Here is a 25,067-nt window from a genome sequence, read left to right on the forward strand (position 1 = left end):
TGTGGCGTTCATGCCACAGCGGTCGGTGCCAGTTCCCGCAGTTCGCCCAACGCCGCCGCGACGGCCGGACGTTCGTGGCCTCCGGCCCGGGTGCAGGTGAGGAGTTTGCGGTGCGGGTCGCCCGTGCACCGCACACGGGTGATCGGCAGGTGCGGGGTCAGATGGGCGAGCCGCGGGATGAGCGCCACACCGAGGCCGTGCGCGACGAGGTGGGCCATGACGTTCCAGTCCCTCGCCTGGTGGACGACGTCGGGGGTGAAGCCCGCGGCGCCGCACGCGGACAGCACGTGTGGACGGCAGGGGCTGTCCGGGACCTGCGCGATCCAGTCCTCGCGCGCGGCCTCCGCCAGGTCCACCCGGCCGCGCCCGGCCAGCCGGTGCGTGTCGGGCACGACCAGGTCGAACGGGTCGTCCAGCAACGGCTGTTGGTCGAAGCGTGCGTCCCCGAGCGGCGGGTTGCGCGGGGTCGCCTCGACGATGGCGAGATCGGTCTCGCCCTCGAAGAGCAGGTCGAAGCTCTCCGGGACCTCCGCCTCCCGGATCCCGACGGCGAGCCGGGGATGGCGTTCGCGCAGATGGGCCGCCATCGGGGCGAGCAGCACCGAGATCGCCATCGGGAAGCCGCTCACCCGCAGCAGTCCGGCCGGAACGGCGTGGTCGGCTCGCAGATCGAGCTCCGCCCGGTCCCAGCGGGCCTGGATCGCGTCGGCGTGCGTGATCAGGCTCCGCCCGGCCGGGGTCAGCCGTACGCCACGCCCCTGGGGTTCCAGCAGGTCGACCCCCAGCTCACGGGCGAGCTGGCGGACCTGCTGCGAGGCGGCGGAGGTGGTGAGGTGCAGGGCGCGGGCGGCGGCGGTCACCGTGCCGTAGTGCTCGACGGCCCGCAGGACGTGAAGCCGGCGCAGGTCAATCATGCAGTCCACGCTTCAAGGTCAGGTCCAGAAAGTCAACCTGGACGTACACGGTGGTGCCGATACACGCTGGAGGTGTCGCGACGGTCCGCCCGGCCACTACGCACGAGAGGTGCAGACAGATGACCAGCACAGCCCACGTCCACGCCCATGGCAGGCCCGACGGCGACGCGTGCCCGCACTGCGGCTGGCCGGACCGTGCCGAGCCCTTCCAGGTGCTGTCCCGGCACGGCACGGGGGCCGGCCACACCGTGTGGACCCGCTGTGGATGCGGCTCGCTCCAGATGCGTGTCGTGGACGCCCGCGGTATGCGTGTCGCCTCCCGCAGCCGGCCCGTCGACTCGAGGGCCGTCGACTCGGGGGCCGCCGGTGTCGGTTCCGGGACGGTAGGGGTTCGGTGACTTCGCCGCGGGCCTGGTGAGGGCTGATCGCGCAGTTCCCCGCGCCCCTGGAGGACGGGGCTGCGCCCCTGTCCTCCAGGCTCAGCCGGTGCCCGGCGTGCTCAGCCCGATTCGACGCCCAGGGTCAGGGTGCCCGCGTAACCCGCCGTCGTCGAACCGCCCAGCGCGGTCAGGGTCAGCAGCCCGGAGGCCGCCCCTCCCTCGTCGTAGAGGGAATCCTGCGCGAGGGTCGTCCGCGGCACCGTGTTGACCGCGTACGCGGGCACCAGTGCCACCTTCGCGGTGATGCTCTCGGCGAAGAACAACTGCCCGGTGTGCAGCTCCTGACCGCCCTCGAAGGACCCGTCCGAGGTCAGCGTGACCTCGGTGTGCACCTTCACGTGGATGTGGATGCAGCGGCCCCGGTACCAGCCCGGGTAGACGCTGGTGATCCTCGCGACGCCGTCGGAGCCCGTGAGGACCCCGCCGCGCAGGAACGTGCCGTTGTCCGGCTCGTCGTGCCCGTTCCCGCCGACGAACCCGGAGTACTCGCCGAGCGCGTCGCAGTGCCAGATCTCCACCAGCGCGTTGCCGAGCGGAGCACAGGTGTCGTCGTCGACGACGGTGAGCGTGAGCTGAAGCGGAATGCCGGTCTTGTCCTCGCTGATGTCGGCGCGGACGAGCTGTCCGTCGAGGTGGTAGGGGCCTTCGGTCATCTCCTTGGTGAGGGTGCAGACCGCCGCGGCGGCTGCCGGTGCCTGGTCGGCGGCGGTGGGGGCCTCCGGGGTGGTGGCTCCCACGGCCAGTGCGGTCACCGTGGCGCCCGTGGCGACGAGCAGGGTTCTGCGGCCGATCGATGCGTCTGTCATGAACACGGCACCGCAGAAGCGGAATCTGTCGACGTGCTGTGCGTTGGGCAAAGTGATGCGCCGTCAAGTCCGTTGTGAGACAGCAGGGCCGTCGAAACACTTTCGACGCTTCCCGGGGTGCGAGATGCCGCGCGAACCATTGACGCGCGAGGGGTTCGATTCTACGGTCCCGTTCGAAGTAATGACCGTCGTACGGAATGTCGAACAACTCCCCCCACTTGTAGGAGGCTTCGCGTGAGCCGCACCTCCGACAGCCCCCGCCGTGCGAGCCGCGGAACAGCGCTTCTCGCCCTCCCCGTGGCGATCCTGCTCGCCCTCGTCCCCGGCACCGCCTCCGCGTACCCGAACCCGGGCACCGTCACCGGCTCGACCGTCGTCCACGACCCGACGATGATCCGCACCTCGTCGGGCCAGTATTTGCTGTACGCCACCGGCGGCGGCCTGACCCACAAGACGTCGGGCAACCGGATCGCCTTCGGCGCGGGTGCCGACGCCTTCCGCACCAAGCCCGGCTGGTGGTCGGGGTACGCGACCGAGGCATGGGCGCCCGACATCTCGTACCACGGCGGCAGGTACCTGATGTACTACGCCGTCTCGACCTTCGGCTCGAACAGGTCGGCCCTGGGGCTCGCCACTTCGGCGACCGGGCTGCCGGGCTCCTGGAGTGATCAGGGGGTGGTCTACACGTCCACCACCTCCAGCGACTACAACGCCATCGACCCGAACCTCTTCGTCGACGACGACGGCAAGTGGTGGCTGTCCTTCGGCAGTTGGTGGACCGGGATCAAGCTGATCCGGATCGACCCGTCGACCGGCAAGCAGCTCTCGTCGAACACCACGCGCTACTCGATCGCCTCCCGCCCGACCGGCACCAAGGCCGTCGAGGCGCCGTCCATCGTCAAGCGGGGCGGCCACTACTACCTGTTCGCCTCGTACGACACCTGCTGCGCCGGTACCGGCTCCACCTACAAGGTCAAGGTCGGCCGGGCCACCGGTGTCACCGGGCCGTACTACGACAAGAACGGCGTCGCCATGACGAACAACGGCGGCACGCCCGTACTGGAGTCACACGGCCGGTACATCGGCCCGGGCGGCCAGTCGATCCTGGCGGACTCCGACGGAGACCTGATCGTCTACCACTACTACGACGGCCAGGACAACGGGACTCCCAGACTCGGCATCAACCTACTGAACTGGAGCAGCGGATGGCCCGTCGCCTACTGACCCTGCTGGCCGCACTGCTGCTCGCCCTGTCCCTGGGACAGTCGTCGGCGAGCGCGGCCACCTTCACCAACCCGGTCAAGTCGGTGAAGGGCGCCGACCCCTGGATCTCCTACCACGACGGCAACTACTACCTGGTGACGACGAGTTGGACCGACGTCATCACCATGCGCAAGTCGCCGACGCTGGCCGGGCTGTCGACCGCGCCCAGCGTGCAGGTGTGGAAGGGGGACGCGGCCTCGCGCTGCTGCAACATCTGGGCGCCCGAGCTCTTCTACTCCGGCGGCAGGTGGTACCTGTACTTCGTGGCCGGCCAGAACGTCTCCGACTACAACCAGACCCAGCGCACCCACGTCCTGGAGAGCGCGGGCTCCGACCCGATGGGCCCGTACACGTACAAGAACCAGCTCAACAGCGCCTGGATGCTGGACGCGAGCGTTCTGAACGCCAACGGGCAGCTGTATCTGCTGGGCAGCGCCATGGGCGGCGGGACCCAGAACCTCGTCATCGCGCCGATGTCCAACCCGTACACGCTCAGTGGTTCCTTCTCGACGATCTCGACACCGACGTACGACTGGGAGAAGTCGGGCGGGACGGTGAACGAGGGGCCGGAGGTCCTGCAGCGCGGTGGCGTGACGCGGATCATCTACTCGGCGAGCGGGTGCTGGACGCCCGACTACAAGCTCGGGCAGCTGACCCTGACCGGCTCGAACCCGCTCGCCGCGTCCTCCTGGACGAAGAAGTCCACGCCGGTCTTCCAGCGCAACGATGCCGCCGGGGTCTACGGGCCCGGCCACAACGGCTTCTTCAACTCGCCGGACGGCACCGAGAGCTGGATCGTCTACCACGCCAACGACAGCGCGGGCGACGGCTGCGACAACGGGCGCACGACCCGGGCCCAGAAGTTCACCTGGAACGCGGACGGTTCGCCGAACCTCGGTTCGCCGGTCGCGCTCGGGACGAGCATGGCCGGGCCGTCCGGGGAGCCCTCGTCCACGTCCACGACGTACACGCTCACCAACCGCAACAGCGGCAAGTGCCTCGAGGTGGCGGGGAGTTCGGGTGCCGACGGGGCCAATGTCCAGCAGTACGCCTGCAACGGCGGCAACAACCAGAAGTGGCGGGTGGAGGACCGGGGCGACGACACGAGCCGGCTGGTGAACGTGGCGTCCGGCAAGGTGCTGGACACGGCCGACTGCTCGTCCGCCGACGGGGCCGATCTGCGGCAGTGGAGCTGGCTGGACAACACCTGTCAGCGGTTCCGGTTCCTTGCCACGAGCGGGGGTTACGTGCGGGTGGTGAACCAGGCCACCGGCAAGGTCGCGGATGTCGCCGACTGTTCCGGGGCCGACGGGGCGGATGTCCGGCAGTGGACGTGGTTGAACAACGCTTGCCAGCAGTGGCGGTTCAACGCGGCGTGATGGTCTGCGCGGTGCGGTGAGGGGTGGGGCGGGGGAGGGGCTCGGACCTGTTCGTCGGGTGCGGGTGGGCGGGGCTGGCCGCGCAGTTCCCCGCGCCCCTGGACGGCTGAGCCCCTCCCACGACCCTTGGTGGTCGGGGATCGGGGCGGTGGTCAGCCGACCCGGTTGACCGCGCCGGCCGCCGGCCATCCGGCGCCGTTGGAGGCGGCGGGCGCGTTCGGCCAGCCGGTGGGCTGCTGCGGCACCGGCTGGGGCATCTGCTGCTGTTGCGGCATCTGGGGCTGGGGGTACCCCTGCGGCTGCGGTTGGGGCTGGCCCTGGGGGTTCACGGCGGTCAGCCCACCGGGCATGCCCGTCGTACCGCGCGTCTGGGCGGCGGTCAGCGGCTGGGGCTGACCGACCATCCCGTTCGCGGCGGCGACCAGGGGCTGCTGTCCGGGCATTCCGTTGGCCGCCGCGACGAGCGGTTGGGGCTGCCCGGCCATCCCGTTGCCCATCCCGTTGGCTGCCGGGGCGAGGGGCTGGGGCTGGCCCGCCATGCCGTTCGCGGCGGCGACCAGGGGCTGGGGCTGCCCGGCCATCCCGTTCGCCGCGGCCGTGAGCGGCTGGGGCTGGCCGGGCATGCCGTTCGCCGCGGCGGCGAGCCCCGGGTACCCCTGGCCGTTGGTCGAGCTGACGAGGCGGTCGACCGCCGCCGTACCCGAGCTGTAGTTGGTCCCTGTGTTCAACTCGGGCACGGCGGCTCCCCTCCTGGTCCCGTAGAGCACCGATTCCAGGCCGGACACCAGGCGACGGACGTCGACCTGGGGGCGCACCACGAGCCGCAGGAAGCGGCTGGAAGAGCCGATCTTGTTGCCGCACTCGCGCACCAGGATCCGGTGCTCGGTGAGCAGCCGGTCCCGGACCACGGTGCCCTCGGCGCCCACGGGGAGGCGCACGAAGAGGAAGTTGCCCTGCGAGGGGTAGACCGTGAGGCCGGGCAGGGTGGAGAGCTGGCGTGCCATGTCGAGCCGGTCGCGGCGCACCATGTGCAGGCTCTCCATGTACTCGGGACCGTGGTCCCTGAGCATGAACACCACGGTCTCCGCGAAGGCGTTGAGGTTCCACTTCGGGAGCATCGAGCGGATGCGGCCGGCCAGACCGGGGTTGGCGACCATGTAGCCGAAGCGCACGCCGTGCAGTCCGAAGTTCTTGCCGAGGCTGCGCAGCACGATGACGTTGGGGCGCATCACCGCCTCCTCGACGACGCTCGGTTCGTTCTCCGCGTCGGCGAACTCCAGGAACGACTCGTCGATGACGATGAGGTCCAGGTCCGCGAGCGCGTCACAGAAGGCCAGGATCGTCTGCTTGGGCAGGAAGCCGCCGTCGGGGTTGTTCGGGTTGCAGATGACGGCCGCGCGGGTGCCGCGGGAGCGGATGAACTGGATGTACTGCGCCGGGTCGAGGGCGAAGCCGTTGCTCTCCTGGAGGGGGAACATGTCGACGCGCTTGCCGGTCTCCAGCGGCTGGTCGGTCCAGCGGCCGAAGGTGGGGACGGGGATGGCGAGGGACTCCCGGACCAGCAGGTGGTCGATCCAGGTGATGAGTTCGGTCGACCCGTTGCCCATGGCCACGCACTGCGGCGGCAGCTGGAGCAGGTTGCACAGTTCCCCGGTGATGGTGTCCGCACTGCTCGGGTAGTACGTGATGATGTCGCGCAGCCGGTGCGTCAGTTCGTCGAACATCGCCGGCGTGGGGAAGTACGGATTGCACGGGATGCAGAAGTCCAGCGGACCCGCCTCCCCGCTCTCGCGTGCCAGCGCGGCCATCGAGGGGCTGTGCGCGCCGGTGCGGAACAGCGAGGTGACATTGTCGGCCATGGACCCTCCGTCCTTGAGGGGCGGCCCGAGCGGGGATACGCGGGCCGCCCCTTAGTACGGACGGCTGTGTGTCTCTGTTCAACGACTGTGTATTGATGTGGAAGTTGTGAACCAGCTGTGAAGGGCGGTCACAGGTTGAACGAGTGGATCGTCGTCGACCGGTACGTTCCGCCGGGCCTGAGCACGGTCGTCGGGAACTCCGGGCGGTTCGGCGAGTCGGGGAAGTGCTGGGTCTCCAGGCACAGCGCGTCGCCCTGCCGGTAGGTGCGGCCGCCGGGGCCGACGAGGGTGCCGTCCAGGAAGTTGCCGGAGTAGCACTGCAGGCCGGGCTCGGTCGTGGCGACCTTCAGGGCGCGGCCGGACACCGGCTCGCGGAGGGTCGCGACGTGCTCGGGCAGTTGCGTGAGTCCCTTGTCGAGGACCATGTTGTGGTCGATGCCCTTGGCGTACAGAAGTTGTGGATCCGCCTGCCGCAGGTCCGCCCCGACCGTCTTCGGCCGTCGGAAGTCGAAGGCGGTGCCCGTGACGTCGGCGAGTTCGCCGGTCGGGACGAGTGCGGCGTCGACCGGCGTGTAGCGGGACGCGGCGATCATCAGCTCGTGGTCGTGGACGGAGCCGCCGCCCTCACCGGCGAGGTTCCAGTACACGTGGTTGGTGAGGTTGACGACCGTGGCCCGGTCGGTGGTGGCCTCGTAGTCGACGCGCCAGTCGCCGTTCGCGGTCAGGGTGTAGGTGACCTTCGTCGTCAGCGTGCCGGGGTAGCCCATCTCGCCGTCCGGGCTGGTGCGGCGCAGGACCAGGCCCACGTCGGAGGCGGACGTGAACTCCTCCACCTCCCAGATCCGCCGGTCGAAGCCCTCGGGCCCGCCGTGCAGGTTGTTGTCGCCGTCGTTGACGGGGAGCCGGTGGTCCTCACCGTCGAGGGTGAACCGGCCCTTGGCGATGCGGTTGCCGTACCGGCCGACGAGGGCGCCGAAGTACGGGCTGGACGTCTCGTACGCCTCGACGGTCTCGAAGCCCAGCGAGACGTTGGCGTACCGGCCGCGCCGGTCGGGGAGTTCCAGGGACTGGACGATGCCGCCGTACGAGAGGACCTTCAGCCGGGTGCCGCCGTTCTCCAGCGACCAGCGGTGGACCTTCGTTCCGTCGGAGAGTTCGCCGAAGAGTTCTTTCACCGGTTCCTGTCTTCCCGAGACGTGGGTGGTTCCTGTCGCGCACACAGAAAACGGGGCCCCGCGGACCGTGTGTCCGCGGGGCCCCGTCCGCCTGCTACGAACCGACCTTGCGCTTGTTCCAGACGTCGAAGCCGACCGCCGCGAGCAGCACCAGGCCCTTGATGACCTGCTGCCAGTCGCTGCCGACGCCGACGAGGTTCATGCCGTTGTTGAGGACACCGAGGACGACACCACCGATGATCGCGCCGAGGACCGTGCCCACGCCGCCGCTCATCGACGCGCCGCCGATGAACGACGCGGCGATCGCCTCGAGTTCGAAGTTCACACCGGCCTTGGGCGAAGCCGCGTTGAAGCGGGCCGCGAAGACCAGGCCGGCCAGCGCCGCGAGCATGCCCATGTTCAGGAAGACCAGGAAGGTGACCTTCTTGTCCCGGACACCGGACAGCTTCGCCGCGGGCAGGTTGCCGCCGATCGCGTACACGTGGCGGCCGATGACGGCGTTGCGCATGACGTAGCCGAAGCCCACGACGAGGACGCCGAGGATGAGCAGGACCACCGGGGCGCCCTTGTAGCTGGCGAGCATCATCGTCACGGTCAGGACGGCGGAGACCAGCGCCACGAGCTTCAGCAGGAACAGCTTGGCGGGCGGCACGTCGAGGTCGAACTCCTGCTGCCGCCTGCGGTCACGGACCTCCTGCAGCACCACGAACGCGATCACGGCGAAGCCGAGCAGCAGCGTGAGGTTGTGGTAGTTGGTGTCCGGGCCGACCTCGGGAAGGAAGCCGTTGGAGACCTTCTGCAGACCCTCCGGGAACGGGCCGATGGTCTGGCCCTCGAGGAAGATCTCGGTCAGACCGCGGAAGAGCAGCATGCCGGCGAGGGTGACGATGAAGGACGGTATGCCGAGATAGGCGATGAAGAACCCTTGCAGGGCCCCCGCGGCGGCGCCCAGGAGCAGGCACAGCACCACGGCCACCGGCCAGGCGACGTCGTGCTTGACCATCAGTACGGCCGCCACCGCGCCCACGAAGGCGGTGAGTGATCCGACCGACAGGTCGATGTGGCCCGCGATGATGACGAGCATCATGCCGATCGCGAGGATCAGGATGTAGCTGTTCTGCAGCACCAGGTTGGAGACGTTGCGCGGCAGCAGCAGGTCGCCGTCCGTCCACACCGCGAACAGCACCACGATCAGGCCCAGCGCGATCAGCATGCCGTACTGCCGCATGTTGCGGCGCATGCCTTCCACCATCAGCTGCAGCAGGCCGTCGCCCCCGGTCGAGCCGCCCTTGCCGGCGGGCGCCGGGGCCGGGGACTTGGCGGTCACATTCGTGCTCATCGGTCTTACCTCTTGTCCTTCGTCATCTGGCGCATCAGCACTTCCTGCGTGGCCTCGGCCCGCGGGACCTCTCCGGTCAGCCGACCGGCGGCCATCGTGTAGATGCGGTCGCACATTCCGAGCAGTTCCGGCAGCTCGGAGGAGATGAAGACAACCGCCTTGCCCTCGGCGGCCAGTTTGTCGATGACCGTGTAGATCTCGAACTTGGCGCCCACGTCGATGCCGCGGGTCGGCTCGTCCAGGATCAGCACGTCGGGGCCCGCGAAGATCCACTTACTGAGGACGACCTTCTGCTGGTTGCCGCCCGACAGCTTGCCCACCGGCTCGAAGACGGTCGGCGCCTTGATGTTCATCGACTTGCGGAAGCCCTCGGCGACCTGCCGCTCCTCGTGCTCGTCGACCACACCGCGCTTGGCGACCTTGCCGAGGGCGCTGAGCGAGATGTTCCGGTTGATGGTGTCGATGAGGTTGAGACCGTAGTGCTTGCGGTCCTCGGTCACGTACGCGATCCCGTGCTTGACCGCCTCGGGCACCGTTTTCGTACGGATCTCGGTGCCGTCCTTGAGGACGGTGCCGCTCGCGTACCGGCCGTAACTGCGCCCGAAGACGCTCATCGCCAGCTCGGTGCGCCCGGCGCCCATGAGTCCGGCGATGCCGACGATCTCCCCGCGGCGCACCTGGAGCGACACGTCGTCGACCACCTTGCGCTGCTGGTCGATCGGGTGGTGGACGGTCCAGTTGCGGATCTCCAGGGCCGGAGCCGCGCCCGCCTCGGGCTGGTGCGGGGTGCGCTCCGGAAAGCGGTGGTCGAGGTCGCGTCCGACCATGCCGCTGATGATCCGGTCCTCGGTGGTCTCCGCGGCCTTCACGTCGAGGGTCTCGATGGACCGCCCGTCGCGCAGGATGGTCACCGAGTCCGCGACCGTCTCGATCTCGTTGAGCTTGTGCGAGATGATGATCGAGGTGATGCCCTGTTCCTTGAGACCCAGGATGAGTTCCAGGAGCTTGCCGCTGTCCTCGTCGTTCAGAGCCGCCGTCGGCTCGTCGAGGATCAGCAGCTTCACCTTCTTCGACAGCGCCTTCGCGATCTCGACGAGCTGCTGCTTGCCCACGCCGATGTCGGCGACGCGGGTGTCGGGGTGATCGCTCAGCCCGACGCGCCGCAGCAGCTCGGTCGCGTGCTTCAGCGTCTCGCTCCAGCTGATGAGCCCACGCGTGGCGTGCTCGTTGCCGAGGAAGATGTTCTCCGCGATGGAGAGGTACGGCACCAGGGCAAGCTCCTGGTGGATGATCACAATGCCGTGCTGCTCGCTCGCCCGGATGTCCTTGAACGTACAGGTCTCACCCTCGAAGAGGATGTCACCCTCGTACGTTCCGTGCGGATGGACGCCGGAGAGGACCTTCATGAGGGTCGACTTTCCGGCGCCGTTCTCACCACAGATGGCGTGGACCTCGCCCGGTCGGACGCTCAGGGAGACGTCCGACAGCGCCTTGACGCCGGGAAAGGTCTTGACGATCGAGCGCATTTCCAGGACGGGTCCCGCCATGGTCGTGCCTTCCAATCCTTGGGAAACGGCGGTTACTTGAGGTCGCTTTCCTTGATGTAGCCGGAGTCGACGACAACTTCCTTGTAGTTGGACTTGTCGACGTTCACCGGCTCCAGGAGGTACGCGGGAACGACCTTCGCGCCGTTGTCGTACGTCTTGGTGTCGTTGGTCTCGGGCTTCTTGTCGTTCAGCACCGCGTCGACCATCTTCGCGGCGACCTCGGCGAGCTTGCGGGTGTCCTTGTAGACCGTCTGCGTCTGCTGGCCCGAGATGATCGACTTCACCGAGGCGACCTCGGCGTCCTGGCCCGTGACGACCGGCAGCGGCTTGTTCTTGGAGCCGTAGTCGTCCGACTTCAGCGCCGACAGGATGCCGATGGAGATGCCGTCGTACGGCGAGAGCACCGCGTCGACCCTGTCCTTCCGGTACGCCGCGGTCAGGAGCTCTTCCATGCGCTTCTGGGCGGTGCCACCGTCCCAGCGCAGCGTGGTGACCTGGTTGAGCTTCGTCTGGCCCGACTTGACCACCAGCTGCTTCTTGTCGATGTACGGCTGCAGGGCGCTCATCGCACCCTTGAAGAAGTACTGGGTGTTGTTGTCGTCGTTCGAGCCGGCGAAGAGCTCGACGTTGAACGGGCCCTTCTTGGAGCCGTCCTTCAGGCCGAGCTTCTCGACGATGTAGCCGCCCTGCAGCGCGCCGACCTTCTCGTTGTCGAACGACGCGTAGTAGTCGACGTTCGGCGAGTTGAGGATCAGGCGGTCGTAGGAGATGACCGGGATGTCGGCTTCCTTGGCCTGCTGGAGAACGTTGTCGAGCGACTTGTTGTCGATCGCCGCGATGATCAGGGCGGAGACGCCCTGCGTGATCATGTTCTCGATCTGCGAGACCTGGGTGTCCGGGTCGTCCTCGCCGTAGGCCAGCTTGGTCTTGTAGCCGGCCGCCTTGAGGTTCTTCTCCACGTTGGCGCCGTCGGCGATCCAGCGCTCGGAAGACTTGGTGGGCATGGCGATACCGACGGTGGAGCCCTTCGCGTCCGCCTTGTCGCTGTCACCGCTGCCGCCCTCGCTGTCCTGCCCGCAGGCGGAGAGGGTGAGGGCGAGGGACGCTGCCGCGGCTATGGCGGAGAGGGCTGCCTTGCGATTGCGCATGATCATCTTCCTTGATGCTCTGGACGGGGCTCGGTCTCTGGAGGTGCGAGGAGTGGAGCGAAGAACGACCGAGGGAGGTGTGTGGGATTGTGTTCGGCCGCGTCGTCTTTTGTGAAGGGGGTGTGTTCGGAACGTTATGAGGGAATGTCAAACCGTTGGAGTGTTCCCGGCAGGCGCGAGCCGAGCGGCGCCATGTCGCCGTCCGCCCCGTGCCGGGCCAGCAGGTCCAGGGCGAGCCGGCCGCGGCGCACCCTCTCCCGCGCCGTGGACAGCGTCAGGTCCCGCATGTGGTGGCCGTACGGGTAGATCCCGGGAGCCTTGGACAGGCCGAACTTCAGGTACAGCGGTGCGCCGCGGCGGATCAGCTCGGCGACCTCGTACATGCGTACATAGCCTCCAAGATCGTCGGGCGCCTCGATGTACATGTCCATGGGGGCTGCGCTGACCCTGCGGATCTCCGTCAGGTGGTCCAGCGTGAGATCGCTGGGCACGTTGATGGAGTCCCCGCCGAGCTGCTCGTACACGGCGTACGCGGCCGGGTTGACCGGACCTATGAGCGCCGAGACCTTGAGCGTGGTGTCGGCGGGGATGATCCCGGCGACACGGGCCCTGTGCAGAGTCCACAGCACGCCCTCGTCAGCCACGAGGAGGCACTTTACGCCCAACTCCGTTGCGCGGACGGCGTCTTCGACGCAGCCGGCCACCGCATCGTGACCGCGGGCGCGCAGACCGCCGCCCCGCGAGTCGGTACGGGTCGAGCCGCCGATGTCCCACGTGCCGCGCGGACCGGTGAAGAGGCAGAGCTCGATGTCACGCTCCGCGGTGGACTCGACCATCTCGGTGATCTCGGCGTCGGTCAGCATCCAGACACCGCTGCCCTGGCTGATCCGGTGGATCGGCACGTCGAGCCGCGAGGCCTCCTTGAGGACCACGGCCACTGCCTCGGGCCCCTCGCACGAGGGGATCTCGGTGCGCCAGCGGCCGCCCTCCGGGAAGGCGTGCGGTGAGGCGTCGGCGGGGGACAGGGCGGGCGCGCCCAGGCCGAGCGCGGCGAGCGCCTGCTCACCGGGTCGACGGGCCGCCTTGGGAGAAGCGTCGGTCACTGGCTTTCCTTAGCTCTGGCGAAGTATGTGTTCGACATGCCGGACATGGTTCGTGGCAGTGGATGTACGCCGGTACGGAGTCGTCAGGTACTCCGTACCGGCGTACGCATCGGGGGTCGGCGGTACGGGGCCCTAGGGCCGCAGCAATACCTTGCCGACCTTCGGATCGCCGGACCCCACCAGCTCGATGGCGTGGGCGAACTCGTCCAGCGGCAGCTCGTGCGTGACCAGCGGAAGCGGATCGAGGAGACCTGCGCCGAAGACCCGCACCGTGTGCGCCCAGGCCTCCGGCGGCGCACCGAACACGGTGTGCACCTCCAGCTGCCGTACGACGAGATCGGTGGGGTCCAGACCCTCGGCGCCCGAGGCGGGGATGCCCGTGAGGACGAGACGCCCGCCGCGCCTCAGCAGGGAGGCGGCGGTCGTCGCGGCGGTCGCCGACCCGGCGGTCTCGATCACCACGTCGAAGTCGTCGGGCAGCTCCTGGTCCCGGGTACGGAAGTCGCTGGCGCCGAAGGTCCTCGACAGCTCCTCGCGGTCCGGGCGGGTGCCCACCACCAGGAGTTCCGAGGGCGAGCCCGCCTTCAGGAACTGCACGGCGAACATGCCGAGCGTTCCGGTGCCGACGACCGCGACCCGCTCACCCGGCCGCGCGTCCGCCTTGAGCGCCGCCGCCGCGATGCAGGCCGCGGGCTCCAGGAGCGCGGCCGCGGTCAGGTCGGCGTCCTCCGGCAGGACGTGCAGCAGCCGGGCGGGCAGCGTGAGCGTGGTGGCCATGGCGCCGGGCTGGGTGAAGCCCGTCTCCTCGTAGCCGGCCGTACACAACGTTGTCTCGCCCTCGTGGCAGCGGTCACAGACCTGGCAGTTGCGGAAGCCCTCGCCCACCACCTTGCGGCCCACCAGGTTCTGGGGCACCCCGGTGCCGACCGCCTCCACCGTGCCGGACCACTCGTGGCCCGGCGTCAGCGGGTAACGGACGTACCCCTCGGGGCGGTTGCCCTGGTACACCTCGCGGTCGCTTCCGCAAATCCCGCTCGCATGGACGCGTACGAGGGCCTCGCCCGCCGCGGGCGCCGTGGGCTCGTGGGGGGCCAGCCGGTGCTCGCCCGGCCCCTCGATCACGACGGCCTGTGCTGCGGCGCTCATGACGGCTCCGTGTCCGTGAGGCGGGGCGCGGCGCCGGAGGGGCGGTGGCCCCTCCGGTCCGCCGGGGCGGCGCGTGGCCGGGGCGGCGCGTGATCTGCTCCGCGGGCGGGCGCCGTCACTTGTCGCCGCCCTTGGGCTTGCGCTGCTCCCAGCCGTCCGCCCACAGGTCGAAGCGGGCCTGCTGCTGCGGGAACTCCGCCGCCGCGTCCGTGTCCAGCTCGACGCCGAGACCGGGCTCGTGCGACAGCTCGAAGTAGCCGTCCACGACCTGCGGGGCGCCCTTGATCACCTTCTTGATGTCCGCGTCCGCGAAGTCGTTGAAGTGTTCCAGGATCTTGAAGTTCGGCGCGGTGAAGCCGACCTGGAGGGAGGCGGCGGTGAGGACCGGACCGCCCACGTTGTGGGGCGCCACGAGTACGTAGTGGGCCTCGGCGGTCGCCGCCAGCTTCCGCGTCTCCCAGATGCCGCCGATGTGGCCGACGTCCGGCTGGATGATGTCCACGGCCTGGCTCTCGAAGAGCTCGCGGAACTCGATGCGGTCGTGGATGCGCTCACCGGTCGCGACCGGCATGTCGACCTTCGCCGCCACCTTCTCCAGGGCCTTCAGGTTCTCCGGCGGGACCGGCTCCTCCAGCCAGGCCGGCTTGAAGGGCGCGAGCTCGCGGGCCAGCCGGATCGCGGTGGCCGGCGAGAAGCGGCCGTGCATCTCCAGCATCAGCTCGGCCTCGGGGCCGATCGCGTCACGGACCGCCTCGATCAGCGAGACCGCGTACAGCGACTGCTCGTGGTCGAGCTCGTAGTGGCCCGTCCCGAACGGGTCGATCTTCAGCGCCTTGTACCCGCGCTCCATGACCCCCTGAGCGGCCTTGTGGTACGCCTCCGGAGTGCGCTCCGTGGTGTACCAGCCGTTCGCGTACGCCTTGACGCGGTCGGTGACCTTGCCGCCGAGCAGCTGCCACACGGGTACGCCGAGGGCCTTGCCCTTGATGTCCCAGCACGCCATCTCGATCACGGCGATGCCGGACATCACGATCTCGCCGGCCCGCCCGTAGTCGCCGTACTTCATGCGACGCACGAGGTCCTCGACAGCGAAGGGGTCGGAACCGAGAATGTGGTTGACCTCCGCCTCCCGCAGGTAGCCGAGCAGCGCGTCGGTGTGCCCCAGCATGCGGGTCTCACCGATGCCGGTGATGCCGTCGTCGGTGTGCACCTGGACATAGGTCAGGTTGCGCCACGGCGTCCCGACCACGTGTGTGCTGATTCCGGTGATGCGCACTGAAATTGCCCCTTGTACTCTTCGGACTTGTTCGAAATTTCGTCACACGTTCGAAATCCTGGCGTGACAGTAAGGATGAGGCGGCGGCAGTGTCAATGGGTCGAACACATAACGGTTTCGACGCGGGTGCGCTGAGAAGGCGGCGAATGGTCCGGCCTGTCCTCAACTCGCCGCGCCGGAACGGGTGGTTCGCCACAGAACTTTCACAGGGCCGACTGTGAACGTGACCTGCGCGGAGTTTAGTCTTCCGGCGTCATGGACTACTGCGACCCGTGCCAACGGCACCTCAATGGCGCCCTCGCTTGCCCGGGGTGCGGTACATCGGCCGAAGCGTGCCAGGAGTACGCGGCTTCCCTGGACGATCGTGAGGACGTCGACGAGCGCGACGACCCGTCGGACGAGGGCGGCGAGCCGGAGGGCGGCGCCGGTCGCCGGTCCGGGTCCCGGCGGCGCGGGAGGCGCGGGGTCCGCGCCGGCCGCCGCGACCGGCGCGCCGCGCTGCACCGGCGGCGCCGCAAGCGGGTGCTGCTCGTGGGCGCTGGGCTGCTGCTCGCCGCAGGCGGGCTCAGCCTGGCGGAGCTGGGCATAGAGGCGCCGTCGTCCGAGCCGAAGGCGGCCGCGGCGGACGACGCTTCGTCCGGTTCCCCGGCCTCCGCCGACGGCTCGGTGTCGTCCGGCGGGTCCGGTTCCTCCGGCGGGGCGGGCTCGGGATCCCCGGAGGTGTCGGCCTCTCCCTCGGCGTCGGAGTCGAAGAAGTCCAAGAAGGAGAAGGACGAGGGCGACAGCAAGGGCGGGGACGGTACGGAATCGGCCGCCCCGTCCCGTTCGATCGAACCCCGGTCGTCGGCCCCGGCCCCGGAACAGACCGCCCCGGGCGACTCCGCGACCGAGGGCCCGGGCACGCCGGACCCCGACCCCACGACGAAGAACCCGACCCCGAACCCGACAGAGTCGGAACCGTGCACACGGTTCCTGTGGTGGTGTTCATAGCCCGCGGGCCGACCGTGGCCGCCCGCGCAGTTCCCCGCGCCCCCGAGGGGGCGCACTCAGCGCCGTAGGGCCACGAGGAACGGCGCGCCCAGCCCTCACCCCCCCTAGGGGCGCGGGGAACGGCGCGCTTAGCCCCCACTCGCCCGCAGGCGGCAGCCGTCCACAGCCCCCACCCTCCTAGGGGCGCGGGGAACTGCGCGACCAGTCACAACCGACCCGCGCCTCACAGACCGGCCGAGCCTGATCCCCCCACCCCGGCGGAGCCATCAAGCATCCGCAGCAGCAACCCCCGCAGAGACAGCCGTTCCTCCCGCGACAACCCCGCCAGCGGCTCCCGCGCGAAGTGGAGCGAGTCCCGCAGGCTCCGGGCGACCCGCAGCCCCTCCTCCGTCACCGCGGCCAGCTTCACGCGCCGGTCCGCCGGGTCGGGCCGCCGCTCCGCAAGCCCCCGCGCCTCCAGCCGGTCCACGATCCCGGTGACGTTCGACGGCTCGCACTTGAGCTTCTGGGCCAGCCGCCGCATGGGCAACGGCTCCAGTGAGAGCAGGCTCAGCAGCCGGGCCTGCGCCCCCGTCAGCGCGTGCTCCGCCGCCGCGTCCTCGTACTCCTCGTGGTAGCGGGCCACGACCGTGCCGATGAGGTCCACGACCTCGAGTGTCAGTGGGTCGAATCGGGGAGTCTTCTGTGTGGCCATGACCGCCAGGCTACCCCGTTACTTGACATCATGAAATATTCAGGAGCATGGTTGTTTCAGGTACTGAAGCATTTTGATGTAGAAGCCGTTGCAGCAGGAAAGGCGCACCTCATGACCGACACGACCGAGCTCCCGTCCGTGAACCGCGAATGGCACCTCGTCAGCCGCCCGGTCGGCTGGCCGAAGCCCGAGGACTTCGCCCTGGTCGAGGCCGAGCTGAAGCAGCCCGGCCCCGACCAGGTGCTGGTGCGCAACAAGCACCTCTCCGTGGACCCGTACATGCGCGGCCGCATGAGCGCCGCCAAGTCGTACGTCGCGCCCTTCGAGCTCGGCAAGGTCATGCAGGGCGGTGCGGTCGGCGAGGTGATCGCGTCGAACGTCGAGGGCATCTCCGTCGGCGACCACGTCCTGCACTTCTTCGGCTGGCGCGAGTACGCCGTGGTCGACGCCAAGCAGGCCGTCAAGGTGGACCCCGAGGCCGCGCCCCTGTCCACGTACCTGGGCGTCCTCGGCATGACCGGTCTCACCGCGTACGCGGGCCTCCTGCGCACCGCCTCCTTCAAGGAGGGCGACACGGTCTTCGTGTCCGGCGCCGCCGGTGCCGTCGGCAGCCAGGTCGGCCAGATCGCCAGGCTCAAGGGCGCCTCGCGGGTCATCGGCTCCGCGGGCTCCGACGAGAAGGTCAAGCTCCTGGTGGACGAGTACGGCTTCGACGCCGCGTTCAACTACAAGAGCGGCCCGGTGGGCGAGCAGCTGCGGAAGGCCGCCCCGGACGGCATCGACGTCTACTTCGACAACGTCGGCGGCGATCACCTGGAGGCCGCCATCGGCTCCCTGAACCTCCACGGCCGTATCGCGATCTGCGGAATGATCTCCGTCTACAACAGCACGGAGCCCGCGCCCGGCCCGAAGAACCTCGCCCGCCTCATCGCGACCCGCGGCCGTATCGAGGGCCTCCTCGTCGGCGACCACTACGACCTGCAGTCGCAGTTCGTGCAGGAGGTCGGCCCCTGGGTCGCCGCCGGCGAGCTCAAGTACCGCGAGACGGTCGTCGAGGGCATCGAGAACAACCTGGAGGCGTTCCTCGGGGTCCTGCGCGGCGACAACACGGGAAAGATGATCGTCACGCTCTGAGGCAGGCAGGCAGGCAGATCGGCGGACGGGCCGGTCGCGGCGCCGGTGGTGGCGACGGCAGGCTTCTGCTGAACTTCCAGCATGCGGTAACTTCTTTCCGAAGCTGTCGTGAATCGTGGGCGCGAGTCGCGGCGGACCTAGGAGGAACGCACCGTATGACCAGCTCCGCAATCCGACGCTCTGATGTCCTCTACACCGCTGTGGCCACCGCCGAGAACGGCCGCGACGGCCGGGTCGCCACCGACGACGGCACGCTCGACGTCGTCGTCAACCCGCCCAAGGAGATGGGTGGCAGCGGCTCCGGCACCAACCCGGAGCAACTGTTCGCGGCGGGCTACAGCGCCTGCTTCCAGGGCGCCCTCGGCGTCGTCGCCCGCCAGGAGAAGGCCGACCTCTCCGGCTCGACCGTCACGGCGAAGGTCGGCATCGGCAGGAACGGCGACGGCTTCGGCCTCATCGTCGAGATCACCGCCGACATCCCGAACGTCGACGCCACCACGGCCCGCTCGCTGCTCGAAAAGGCCCACGAGGTGTGCCCGTACTCGAAGGCCACCAGGAACAACATCACGGTCACCCTGACCTGATCACGGCCTTACCGCCCTACCGCCCCCTACCGTCTCACCGCCATACCGGGGTCGGGGGCGCGGGAACGGCGCGCCCCCGACCCCCGGTTCACGAGGCGGCGTTCACGCGAGTGCCGCCTCGTGAACCACCCGGACCAACCGCTGGTTCTCCGGCGCCGCCCCGCCCGGGAACGCGATCCGCCGCCGCGTGTACCCGTAGGCCAGACCGCTGCGCGGGTCGGCGAAACCCTGGGAGCCCCCCGCCCCGCTGTGCCCGAAGGCGCCGGCGCCCAGGAACGGGTGCCACATGTCGGCCGTGGCCTGGAAGCCGAGCCCGTACGACTTGTGGGCACGGGCGACCAGGTCGTAGCCGACGGAGTGGATCTGCCCGACCTCCGCGATCGTGTCCGGTTTGAGCAGTGGTGCCCGGCCGTCGACCTGCCCGGTCGCCGCCGCGTACATCCCGGCGAGCCCGCGCGCGGAGGCGACCCCGCCCGCCGACGCCTGGCCCAGGGCGCGCACGGCACGGGAGTTGGGGAAGTCCACCAGCGGCACCGCCCCCGGCACATGCTCGTTGAACGCGATCGAGGCCAGCGTGTGCGGGCCCTTCGGCGTCGAGTCCAGCAGTGCCTGCTCCGGAGGTGTCGGCGCCATGGGCTGTACGGAGCGGTAGCGGGGCTCCTCCGACTCGGGCAGCCCCAGATAGAAGCCGAGCCCGTACGGGGCGCGGACCCGCTCCTCGTACACCTCCTGGAGCGTACGGCCCGTGGCCCGTCGTACGACCTCGCCCGTGAGCGCGCCCATCACCAGCGCGTGATAGCCGAAGGCCGCGCCCGGCCGCCAGAACGGCCGCTGGCCGGCGAGCCGTTCGGCTATCAGCCGGTCGTCGGCCAGCTCGTCGAGGGTGAGGCCCGCGTCCGCCCCGATCACGCCCGCCCGGTGGGCGAGCACGTCCCGCAGGGTCACCCCGGACTTGCCCTCCGCCGCGAACTCCGGCCAGTAGTGGGCCATTTCACGGTCGAGTTCCAGCGTGCCGTCCTGCACGAGCAGGGCGACGACCAGGTGGGCCGCGCCCTTCGAGGAGGAGAAGACCCCGAACAGTGTGTCGCCGTCGGTGTCCGCGCCGGTCCAGAGATCGACGACCCGCCGCCCCCGCACGTACGCGTTCAACTGGCCCGCGTAGTCCGGGCGTTCGGCGGCGACGACGGACGCGAACTCCTCACGCACCGCCTCGTAGCCTTCGGCGACGGTGCCGTGGATCTCCTGTGCCATCCGTGCTCTCCTCGGTTTCGCTGTTCTGCCAGGTTGCGCGTGGTGAGGACGTTCCCCCGGGGCTTCCTCAGGACACTGTCAGCAAGGCCCGTGCCACCTGTGGAAATTCCCCCTTCGGATGGTCACGGAAGAGAGGCTCCGTGCCGAACAGGACGGCACGCGGCCCGCTCACCACCGAAGCCCGGCCCGCCGCCTGCGCGGGGCCGCCGCTGCCGTCCTCCAGGGCGCGCCAGTGACCCGAGACGAGCGGGTTCCCCTTCGCGTAGGACTGCTCCACGCGCACCCCGGCGCCGAGGTCCGTGAACCACAGCGGCGCGTAGACGAAACCGTGGTCCGGGGCGCCGTCGGCCACACCGCCGGGCGAGTTGACCACGCGCACCACGCCGTTGGCGTCCTGGTTGCCCTGTACCGGCCTGACCGCGAGGAGCCCCGCGGCGGCGTTGAGGGCCGCTCCGGTGGCTCCGCGGCCCACGAGACCCTCACGGGCCAGGAAGCCGTCCAGAGCGGCGCGTGCGGCCGTGCCGAGGCCCGCCCGGTTCAGCCCGGCGGACGCGAACAGGACGTCCGCCTTCGACCAGTCGAATCCGGCGTTGAGGATCGCCGTGGACACCGGGGTCACGTCGAAGTTCATCTCGCGCAGCGCGAACAGCTCGCCCGGCGTGACCGCTGCGGCGACCCGGACCCGCCGCAGCGAAGTGCCGCCGGTGGTCTTCGTCGCGTCGAAGGCGACGTCGTACCTCTTCGCCAGGGCCGCGGCCCTCCCGCGGGCCGAGGCGGGCACGACCGCGCTGCCGTCGGCCGCCAGGCGCACCGCGACACCGTCCGCGAGAAGGGAGTTGAGGGCCGCGATCTCACGGGCGTCGTCCAGGCGCAGGCGCAGCGTGCCGCGGGGCGCCACATGACCGACCTTCGCGGCCGCGTGGACCGCGCGGTCCGGCACGGTGAGTTTCGCGGTGCGTACCGTGTCGACGGTCGCCCCCCACAGCCGTCCGAGACTCCAGCCGGAGATGTCGTACATCACCGACACCTTGTCGCTGATGTCCCGGCCGTCCGCCAGCATCACGTTGGCCATGCCGCGCTTGGGCTGCCGCAGATCGACGACGTACGAGCCCCGCGCGTACGCCTTGCCGCCGAGCCTGAAGTCCTTCGTGGCGCGCCGGACCCGTACGTCGTTGGCGAGGAGGTGGTCGACGAGGCGGGCCGCGGCGGGGGCCGAGCGCTGGGCGCCGGCGCCCGCCGGAATCACGTACGCGCGGGGGAAGTCCGTCGTGTAGACGTCCTCCGGGCCGATGCCCGGGACGCCAGGCACCGTCTCCGGCGAGACCGGCACCTGCGCGGCGCCCGTCACGCTCCGGCGGAAGACCTCGATCTGGTCGGCGACGAGTGAAGTGCGGTGTGTGCGGGCGTAGTCGAGGCTCGCGCGCATCGCCGCGCCCGCGATGGCCACGTTGATGGCCGACCGGCGGCGCAGTTCCGCGACGGGCAGGTCGTCGTACTCGTCGTTGTTCACCGCCATCGGGAACTCGACCGTGTGCGCGGCGACCGTGCCGTGGAACGGCATGTACTGCGGGGTGAAGATCGGCGGCCAGTCGTCCCAGCCCTCCTCCTGGTCCCGGAACGGGATCTGGGCGGGCTCCACGCCGTCCTGCGCGGGGGTGTAGCGGAGGCCGTTGACGGCGGCCTCCATGCCGAGCGCGTTGGCGTAGGTGTTCTTCAGGAAGAGGTCGTACTCGTAGTTCTCGCCGTGCGGGGGAGTGGTGGGCTCGATGAGCGTGCCGTTGACGTACCCGTGCAGGTCGACCATCAGCGCGGGCTGCTTGTCGATCGCGATCCGGCGCATCGCCCGGACCTCGGGCTGCGAGGCGGTCACGAAGTCCCGGTTCAGGTCGAAGCCGTTGGAGTTCGCGCGGGTGCCGGCGATACGGCCGTCCGGGTTGGCGGTGATGTTGAAGTACACGCGGCTGTGGGCGAGGAGGTCGGTGGTCGGCCGGTCCCGCGCCGTGGCCAGCCGCTCGATCAGTGCGAGGGCCGCGTCCGTGCCCTCCCACTCGTTGCCGTGGATGTTGCTGTTGAAGAACACCGGCGTCTTGTAACCGCGCTTGACGGACGGGTCCTTGGCGGCGGCCGCGGGCGCGTTCTCGATCAGCTCGCGCATCCGTTCCTGGGCCCGGGCCTGCCGGGCGGACTCGGGCGCGGTGACGGTGACCAGATAGAGACGGTGACCGCCGGCCGAGCGGCCCGCGACCTCCACGCTCACCCGGTCGCCCAGCCGCTGAAGGGCGTTCAGCTTCGGCGCGATGGCGTGGTACGGGGTGAGACCCAGCTTGAGGGACTTGTCGACCGGGTTCTCCGGGTCCGGGGCGAGGACCTGCTCGCGCGGATAGCCGCGTGAGCCCTCCCGGTCCGGAGCGAGTTCGGTGACCGGGGCGGTCAGGGCACGCTCGGTCGTGCTCTCGGCGGCCGTCGCGGCACGGTCCGAGGGGCTCGGCGGGCCGGATCCCTCACGGACCGGGGCTCCGGGGCGGGGCGTGGGGTCGGCGACGGCGCCGTTCGGGGTGAGCAGGAGCGAGGCCGCCGCGGTGGCGGTGGCCGTGGCGATCAGGACGGGTCTCGGTAGGCGCACGCGTTCCTCCGCGGAGAGTGCCTGACACAGGTCACATCGTTGACATCGGTACGCGAGGTCTACCTGTTCGACTCTCCCGCAACAAGGGGGCGTTGACGTCACGCATGCCGCCGGCCCCCGGGCCCGGAGCGGTGCAGGTGTGCCTTCCGGGCACCGCGTCAGGGGCGCGGGGAGCGGCGCGCTCGGCCGGAACCGACCCCCACCCGGCACCACGGGCTCCGCACCGCTCTCACCCGGCGGACGGCCGGGGAAGGCCCGGACCACCGCCCCGGTAAAGTGCAGCCATGCATGATCTAGGCACGGGGTTCAGGTACTTGATGCGGGGCCAGCGATGGGTGGCCCGCCACGGAAAACAGTTCGGCTTCGGTCTGATCCCGGGCCTGATCACCCTCGTGCTGTACGCCGCGGCACTGACCGCCTTGGCTCTGTGGGGCACCGACTTCGTCGCCTGGGCCACCCCCTTCGCCGACGACTGGACGAGCCCCTGGCTCGGTCTCTTCCGCGGGTTCCTGACGGCGGTCCTCTTCGCGCTCGCGCTCCTCCTGTCCGTACTCACCTTCACCGCGGTCACCCTGCTCCTCGGCCAGCCCTTCTACGAGACCCTCTCCGAGAAGGTGGACCGGGACGTCTCCCCGGACGGCACGGCCCCCGAGTCGGGCCTGCCCCTGTGGCGCGAACTGCTCATCTCCGCCCGGGACAGCCTCCGGATCGTGGCCAGGGCCCTGGTGTGGGCGGTGCTGCTCTTCGCGCTCGGGTTCGTCCCGTTCGTCGGACAGACCGTCGTGCCGGTGATCGGCTTCCTCGTCACCGGCTTCTTCCTCACCGAGGAGCTGACGGCGGTCGCGATGCAACGCCGCGGTGTCGTCCTGCGCGACCGCCTCGCCATGCTCCGCTCCCGCAAGAGGCTGATCTGGGGCTTCGGCACCCCGCTGGGTCTCGCCTTCCTCGTTCCCTTCGTCGCCGTCTTCCTGATGCCCGGCGCGGTCGCGGGCGCCACACTCATGGCCCGCGACCTGCTGGGCGAGGAGACACGCGAGGAGACCCCGGACGACGAGGACCACGCGGACGCACTCGGCCGCTGACGCTCGCCGCCGGGTTCAGTCGGTGGCGTCGGCCGCCACCGACAGGATCGACCGCACCTGCGCGATGATGTCCAGCCGGTTCTGGACGAACTGCGGATCGGTGACCTTCCCGCTCGCCGGATCCGTGTTGCCCGCCCCGAACTGCAGCACCGGCGTGTGGACATGGCCGCCGGGGAGCGAGTCGCCCAGACCGAGGCGGTCACGCAGGAGGGTCGCGCGGTACGCGATCTCGTTGGAGAGGTAGTCGCCCCCGCCGCCCGCCCGGGCGGTCGAGCCCGCGGTCGGCCCTTCGGGGCGTACGACGGGTGCTGTCCCGCCCGCCGGGATCTCGGTCACCGACGTGTTGTCGTACACGGGGAAGCGTCCCGTGCTCGCCGCGACGATGTCCTTGTACGGCAGGGTCGTCGACGTCCACTGCGGCTGCGAGGCCGGGTCGTTCACCGGGACCGTCTCGGTGCGCGAGACGTTCTCGTTGTCCGGGAAGCCGCCCCGCCAGGCCCCGTTGGTGCGCTCGATGTCGATGCGCCCCACCCGGCCCTGGCTGACCGTCGTGAACAGGTCGAGTCCGGGCAGGTGCGGGCGCAGTGTCCGCTCCACCGTGCCCTCGGCGAAGTCCTGCCAGCGGACGGGGAAGACGGCGGTCTCGACACGCGCCGGACCGTCCGCCGTCCTGATCACCGTGCCGTCCAGGGCGAGCGCGGTCGCCCCCGACGGGTTCGAGATCCGCACGTCCCGGTCCAGCGTGAACGGGTCGAAGCCGGTCACCAGGATCCGCTTGACGCCCTTGGAGTGCGGATACCGGATGGTGTCCTGGCCGCGCGAGGTCCGCTCCAGCGCGGCGAGGAGCTTGGCGCGCTGCGCCTCGGTGAGGCCGAACTCCGGCTGCCACTGGCGTACTTCACGTGTCATGCCGAGCCGTGCCCAGTACAGCGGCCGGTCGTCGTCCCTGCTGAGGTCGCCGCCCGCCGGGCCGCGGCCCTGAGCCCGGTCCACCGCCCGCTGCCACAGCCGAGCGCCCTGCCGTTCGGCCACCCGCTCGGCCTGCGCGTACGAGCGGGCCCTGCCGAGGCTCCGGGCGAACTCGGGTGCCACCGTGGCGAATCCGGACCGGTCCAGGATCTCCTGGGGCGCCGCCCGGTCGAGGCGCTGCTCCTCCACGGTGGGCGCGGCCGCGGGGTCCTCCGCGGCGAGTGCGGGCGGTGCGGCGAATCCCGTCAGCAGAGCCAGGCCGAGGGCGCCGATCCGAACACGTATGTGCGTCAAGGGGGTTCAGGTCCTTCCGTCGCGAGTGGGGCCGTCGTCGGATGGCGGCAG

21 protein-coding genes are annotated in these 25,067 nt (G+C 70.0%); 7 read left to right on the top strand and 14 right to left on the bottom strand.

Annotated features, from left to right (window positions below):
- Positions 1-8: 8 nt before the first annotated feature.
- The gene (locus O1Q96_RS08875) at positions 9-914 is read right to left on the bottom strand and encodes a LysR family transcriptional regulator (protein ID WP_269247630.1); all 906 of its coding nucleotides are present in this window, start codon (positions 912-914) and stop codon (positions 9-11) included.
- A gap of 119 nt (positions 915-1,033) precedes the next feature.
- Between O1Q96_RS08875 and O1Q96_RS08880 the strand changes: the two genes are divergently transcribed.
- Complete coding sequence (locus tag O1Q96_RS08880) at positions 1,034-1,312, top strand: hypothetical protein (RefSeq protein WP_269247631.1); 279 nt, start codon at positions 1,034-1,036, stop codon at positions 1,310-1,312.
- Positions 1,313-1,413: 101 nt separating this feature from the next.
- Here the strand turns inward: O1Q96_RS08880 and O1Q96_RS08885 are convergent, their stop codons facing one another.
- Positions 1,414-2,160, bottom strand: coding sequence for an intradiol ring-cleavage dioxygenase (locus tag O1Q96_RS08885; RefSeq protein ID WP_269247632.1), 747 nt, complete (start codon positions 2,158-2,160; stop codon positions 1,414-1,416).
- A 234-nt stretch (positions 2,161-2,394) separates the two neighbouring features.
- Between O1Q96_RS08885 and O1Q96_RS08890 the strand changes: the two genes are divergently transcribed.
- On the top strand, positions 2,395-3,384 hold the full coding sequence (locus O1Q96_RS08890) for an arabinan endo-1,5-alpha-L-arabinosidase (protein ID WP_269247633.1): 990 nt from the start codon (positions 2,395-2,397) through the stop codon (positions 3,382-3,384).
- Positions 3,366-4,802, top strand: a complete 1,437-nt coding sequence (locus O1Q96_RS08895) for a family 43 glycosylhydrolase (protein ID WP_269247634.1) — start codon at positions 3,366-3,368, stop codon at positions 4,800-4,802. The genes O1Q96_RS08890 and O1Q96_RS08895 overlap by 19 nt, the downstream gene beginning before the upstream one ends.
- Positions 4,803-4,954: 152 nt before the next feature.
- Here the strand turns inward: O1Q96_RS08895 and O1Q96_RS08900 are convergent, their stop codons facing one another.
- The 8 genes from O1Q96_RS08900 to O1Q96_RS08935 form a co-directional block, all read right to left on the bottom strand.
- A complete protein-coding gene (locus tag O1Q96_RS08900; protein ID WP_269247635.1) occupies positions 4,955-6,661 on the bottom strand; it encodes a pyridoxal phosphate-dependent aminotransferase in 1,707 nt (568 codons plus the stop codon).
- Between the two features lie 128 nt (positions 6,662-6,789).
- Complete coding sequence (locus tag O1Q96_RS08905) at positions 6,790-7,881, bottom strand: aldose epimerase family protein (protein ID WP_269247636.1); 1,092 nt, start codon at positions 7,879-7,881, stop codon at positions 6,790-6,792.
- A gap of 49 nt (positions 7,882-7,930) precedes the next feature.
- The gene (gene mmsB / locus O1Q96_RS08910; protein WP_269247637.1) at positions 7,931-9,175 is read right to left on the bottom strand and encodes a multiple monosaccharide ABC transporter permease; all 1,245 of its coding nucleotides are present in this window, start codon (positions 9,173-9,175) and stop codon (positions 7,931-7,933) included.
- A gap of 5 nt (positions 9,176-9,180) precedes the next feature.
- Positions 9,181-10,722, bottom strand: a complete 1,542-nt coding sequence (gene mmsA, locus O1Q96_RS08915) for a multiple monosaccharide ABC transporter ATP-binding protein (RefSeq protein WP_269247638.1) — start codon at positions 10,720-10,722, stop codon at positions 9,181-9,183.
- A gap of 32 nt (positions 10,723-10,754) precedes the next feature.
- Positions 10,755-11,870, bottom strand: a complete 1,116-nt coding sequence (gene chvE, locus O1Q96_RS08920) for a multiple monosaccharide ABC transporter substrate-binding protein (RefSeq protein WP_269247639.1) — start codon at positions 11,868-11,870, stop codon at positions 10,755-10,757.
- Positions 11,871-12,004: 134 nt separating this feature from the next.
- The gene (locus O1Q96_RS08925; RefSeq protein ID WP_269247640.1) at positions 12,005-12,973 is read right to left on the bottom strand and encodes a hypothetical protein; all 969 of its coding nucleotides are present in this window, start codon (positions 12,971-12,973) and stop codon (positions 12,005-12,007) included.
- 132 nt (positions 12,974-13,105) lie between these two features.
- Positions 13,106-14,119, bottom strand: coding sequence for a zinc-dependent alcohol dehydrogenase (locus O1Q96_RS08930; RefSeq protein ID WP_269247641.1), 1,014 nt, complete (start codon positions 14,117-14,119; stop codon positions 13,106-13,108).
- Between the two features lie 115 nt (positions 14,120-14,234).
- Positions 14,235-15,395: a mandelate racemase/muconate lactonizing enzyme family protein gene (locus O1Q96_RS08935; RefSeq protein ID WP_217454381.1), complete on the bottom strand. Its 1,161-nt coding sequence runs from the start codon at positions 15,393-15,395 to the stop codon at positions 14,235-14,237.
- Positions 15,396-15,650: 255 nt separating this feature from the next.
- On the opposite strand from O1Q96_RS08935, the gene O1Q96_RS08940 reads away from it, so the two are divergent.
- A complete protein-coding gene (locus O1Q96_RS08940; RefSeq protein ID WP_269247642.1) occupies positions 15,651-16,385 on the top strand; it encodes an SCO2400 family protein in 735 nt (244 codons plus the stop codon).
- Positions 16,386-16,608: 223 nt separating this feature from the next.
- Here O1Q96_RS08940 and O1Q96_RS08945 read toward each other — a convergent pair whose 3' ends face one another.
- Positions 16,609-17,079, bottom strand: coding sequence for a MarR family winged helix-turn-helix transcriptional regulator (locus O1Q96_RS08945; RefSeq protein WP_269247643.1), 471 nt, complete (start codon positions 17,077-17,079; stop codon positions 16,609-16,611).
- Positions 17,080-17,190: 111 nt separating this feature from the next.
- Here O1Q96_RS08945 and O1Q96_RS08950 point away from each other — a divergent pair, with 111 nt between their 5' ends.
- Positions 17,191-18,213 carry an NADP-dependent oxidoreductase gene (locus tag O1Q96_RS08950; RefSeq protein WP_269247644.1) on the top strand — a complete coding sequence of 341 codons (1,023 nt, stop codon included), beginning with the start codon at positions 17,191-17,193 and terminating at the stop codon, positions 18,211-18,213.
- A 155-nt stretch (positions 18,214-18,368) separates the two neighbouring features.
- Positions 18,369-18,797: an organic hydroperoxide resistance protein gene (locus tag O1Q96_RS08955; RefSeq protein WP_269247645.1), complete on the top strand. Its 429-nt coding sequence runs from the start codon at positions 18,369-18,371 to the stop codon at positions 18,795-18,797.
- 102 nt (positions 18,798-18,899) lie between these two features.
- Here O1Q96_RS08955 and O1Q96_RS08960 read toward each other — a convergent pair whose 3' ends face one another.
- Positions 18,900-20,048: a serine hydrolase domain-containing protein gene (locus tag O1Q96_RS08960; protein ID WP_269247646.1), complete on the bottom strand. Its 1,149-nt coding sequence runs from the start codon at positions 20,046-20,048 to the stop codon at positions 18,900-18,902.
- Between the two features lie 67 nt (positions 20,049-20,115).
- Positions 20,116-22,671 (bottom strand): M14 family zinc carboxypeptidase, encoded by a 2,556-nt coding sequence (locus O1Q96_RS08965; protein WP_269247647.1) that lies wholly within the window; start codon positions 22,669-22,671, stop codon positions 20,116-20,118.
- A gap of 284 nt (positions 22,672-22,955) precedes the next feature.
- On the opposite strand from O1Q96_RS08965, the gene O1Q96_RS08970 reads away from it, so the two are divergent.
- Entirely contained in the window at positions 22,956-23,753 is a 798-nt protein-coding gene (locus tag O1Q96_RS08970; RefSeq protein ID WP_269247648.1) for an EI24 domain-containing protein, read from the top strand.
- A gap of 15 nt (positions 23,754-23,768) precedes the next feature.
- Here the strand turns inward: O1Q96_RS08970 and O1Q96_RS08975 are convergent, their stop codons facing one another.
- Positions 23,769-25,016, bottom strand: a complete 1,248-nt coding sequence (locus O1Q96_RS08975; protein ID WP_269247649.1) for a pyroglutamyl-peptidase I — start codon at positions 25,014-25,016, stop codon at positions 23,769-23,771.
- Between the last annotated feature and the right edge of the window lie 51 nt (positions 25,017-25,067).

Source organism: Streptomyces aurantiacus (assembly GCF_027107535.1).
Taxonomy (GTDB): Bacteria; Actinomycetota; Actinomycetes; order Streptomycetales; family Streptomycetaceae; genus Streptomyces.

Coding starts and splice junctions, on each gene's coding strand:
- O1Q96_RS08875 (WP_269247630.1), bottom strand. CDS start 914: ATGATTGACCTGCGCCGGCTTCACGTCCTGCGGGCCGTCGAGCACTAC.
- O1Q96_RS08880 (WP_269247631.1), top strand. CDS start 1,034: ATGACCAGCACAGCCCACGTCCACGCCCATGGCAGGCCCGACGGCGAC.
- O1Q96_RS08885 (WP_269247632.1), bottom strand. CDS start 2,160: ATGACAGACGCATCGATCGGCCGCAGAACCCTGCTCGTCGCCACGGGC.
- O1Q96_RS08895 (WP_269247634.1), top strand. CDS start 3,366: ATGGCCCGTCGCCTACTGACCCTGCTGGCCGCACTGCTGCTCGCCCTG.
- O1Q96_RS08900 (WP_269247635.1), bottom strand. CDS start 6,661: ATGGCCGACAATGTCACCTCGCTGTTCCGCACCGGCGCGCACAGCCCC.
- mmsB (WP_269247637.1), bottom strand. CDS start 9,175: ATGAGCACGAATGTGACCGCCAAGTCCCCGGCCCCGGCGCCCGCCGGC.
- mmsA (WP_269247638.1), bottom strand. CDS start 10,722: ATGGCGGGACCCGTCCTGGAAATGCGCTCGATCGTCAAGACCTTTCCC.
- chvE (WP_269247639.1), bottom strand. CDS start 11,870: ATGCGCAATCGCAAGGCAGCCCTCTCCGCCATAGCCGCGGCAGCGTCC.
- O1Q96_RS08930 (WP_269247641.1), bottom strand. CDS start 14,119: ATGAGCGCCGCAGCACAGGCCGTCGTGATCGAGGGGCCGGGCGAGCAC.
- O1Q96_RS08940 (WP_269247642.1), top strand. CDS start 15,651: ATGGACTACTGCGACCCGTGCCAACGGCACCTCAATGGCGCCCTCGCT.
- O1Q96_RS08945 (WP_269247643.1), bottom strand. CDS start 17,079: ATGGCCACACAGAAGACTCCCCGATTCGACCCACTGACACTCGAGGTC.
- O1Q96_RS08950 (WP_269247644.1), top strand. CDS start 17,191: ATGACCGACACGACCGAGCTCCCGTCCGTGAACCGCGAATGGCACCTC.
- O1Q96_RS08955 (WP_269247645.1), top strand. CDS start 18,369: ATGACCAGCTCCGCAATCCGACGCTCTGATGTCCTCTACACCGCTGTG.
- O1Q96_RS08960 (WP_269247646.1), bottom strand. CDS start 20,048: ATGGCACAGGAGATCCACGGCACCGTCGCCGAAGGCTACGAGGCGGTG.
- O1Q96_RS08970 (WP_269247648.1), top strand. CDS start 22,956: ATGCATGATCTAGGCACGGGGTTCAGGTACTTGATGCGGGGCCAGCGA.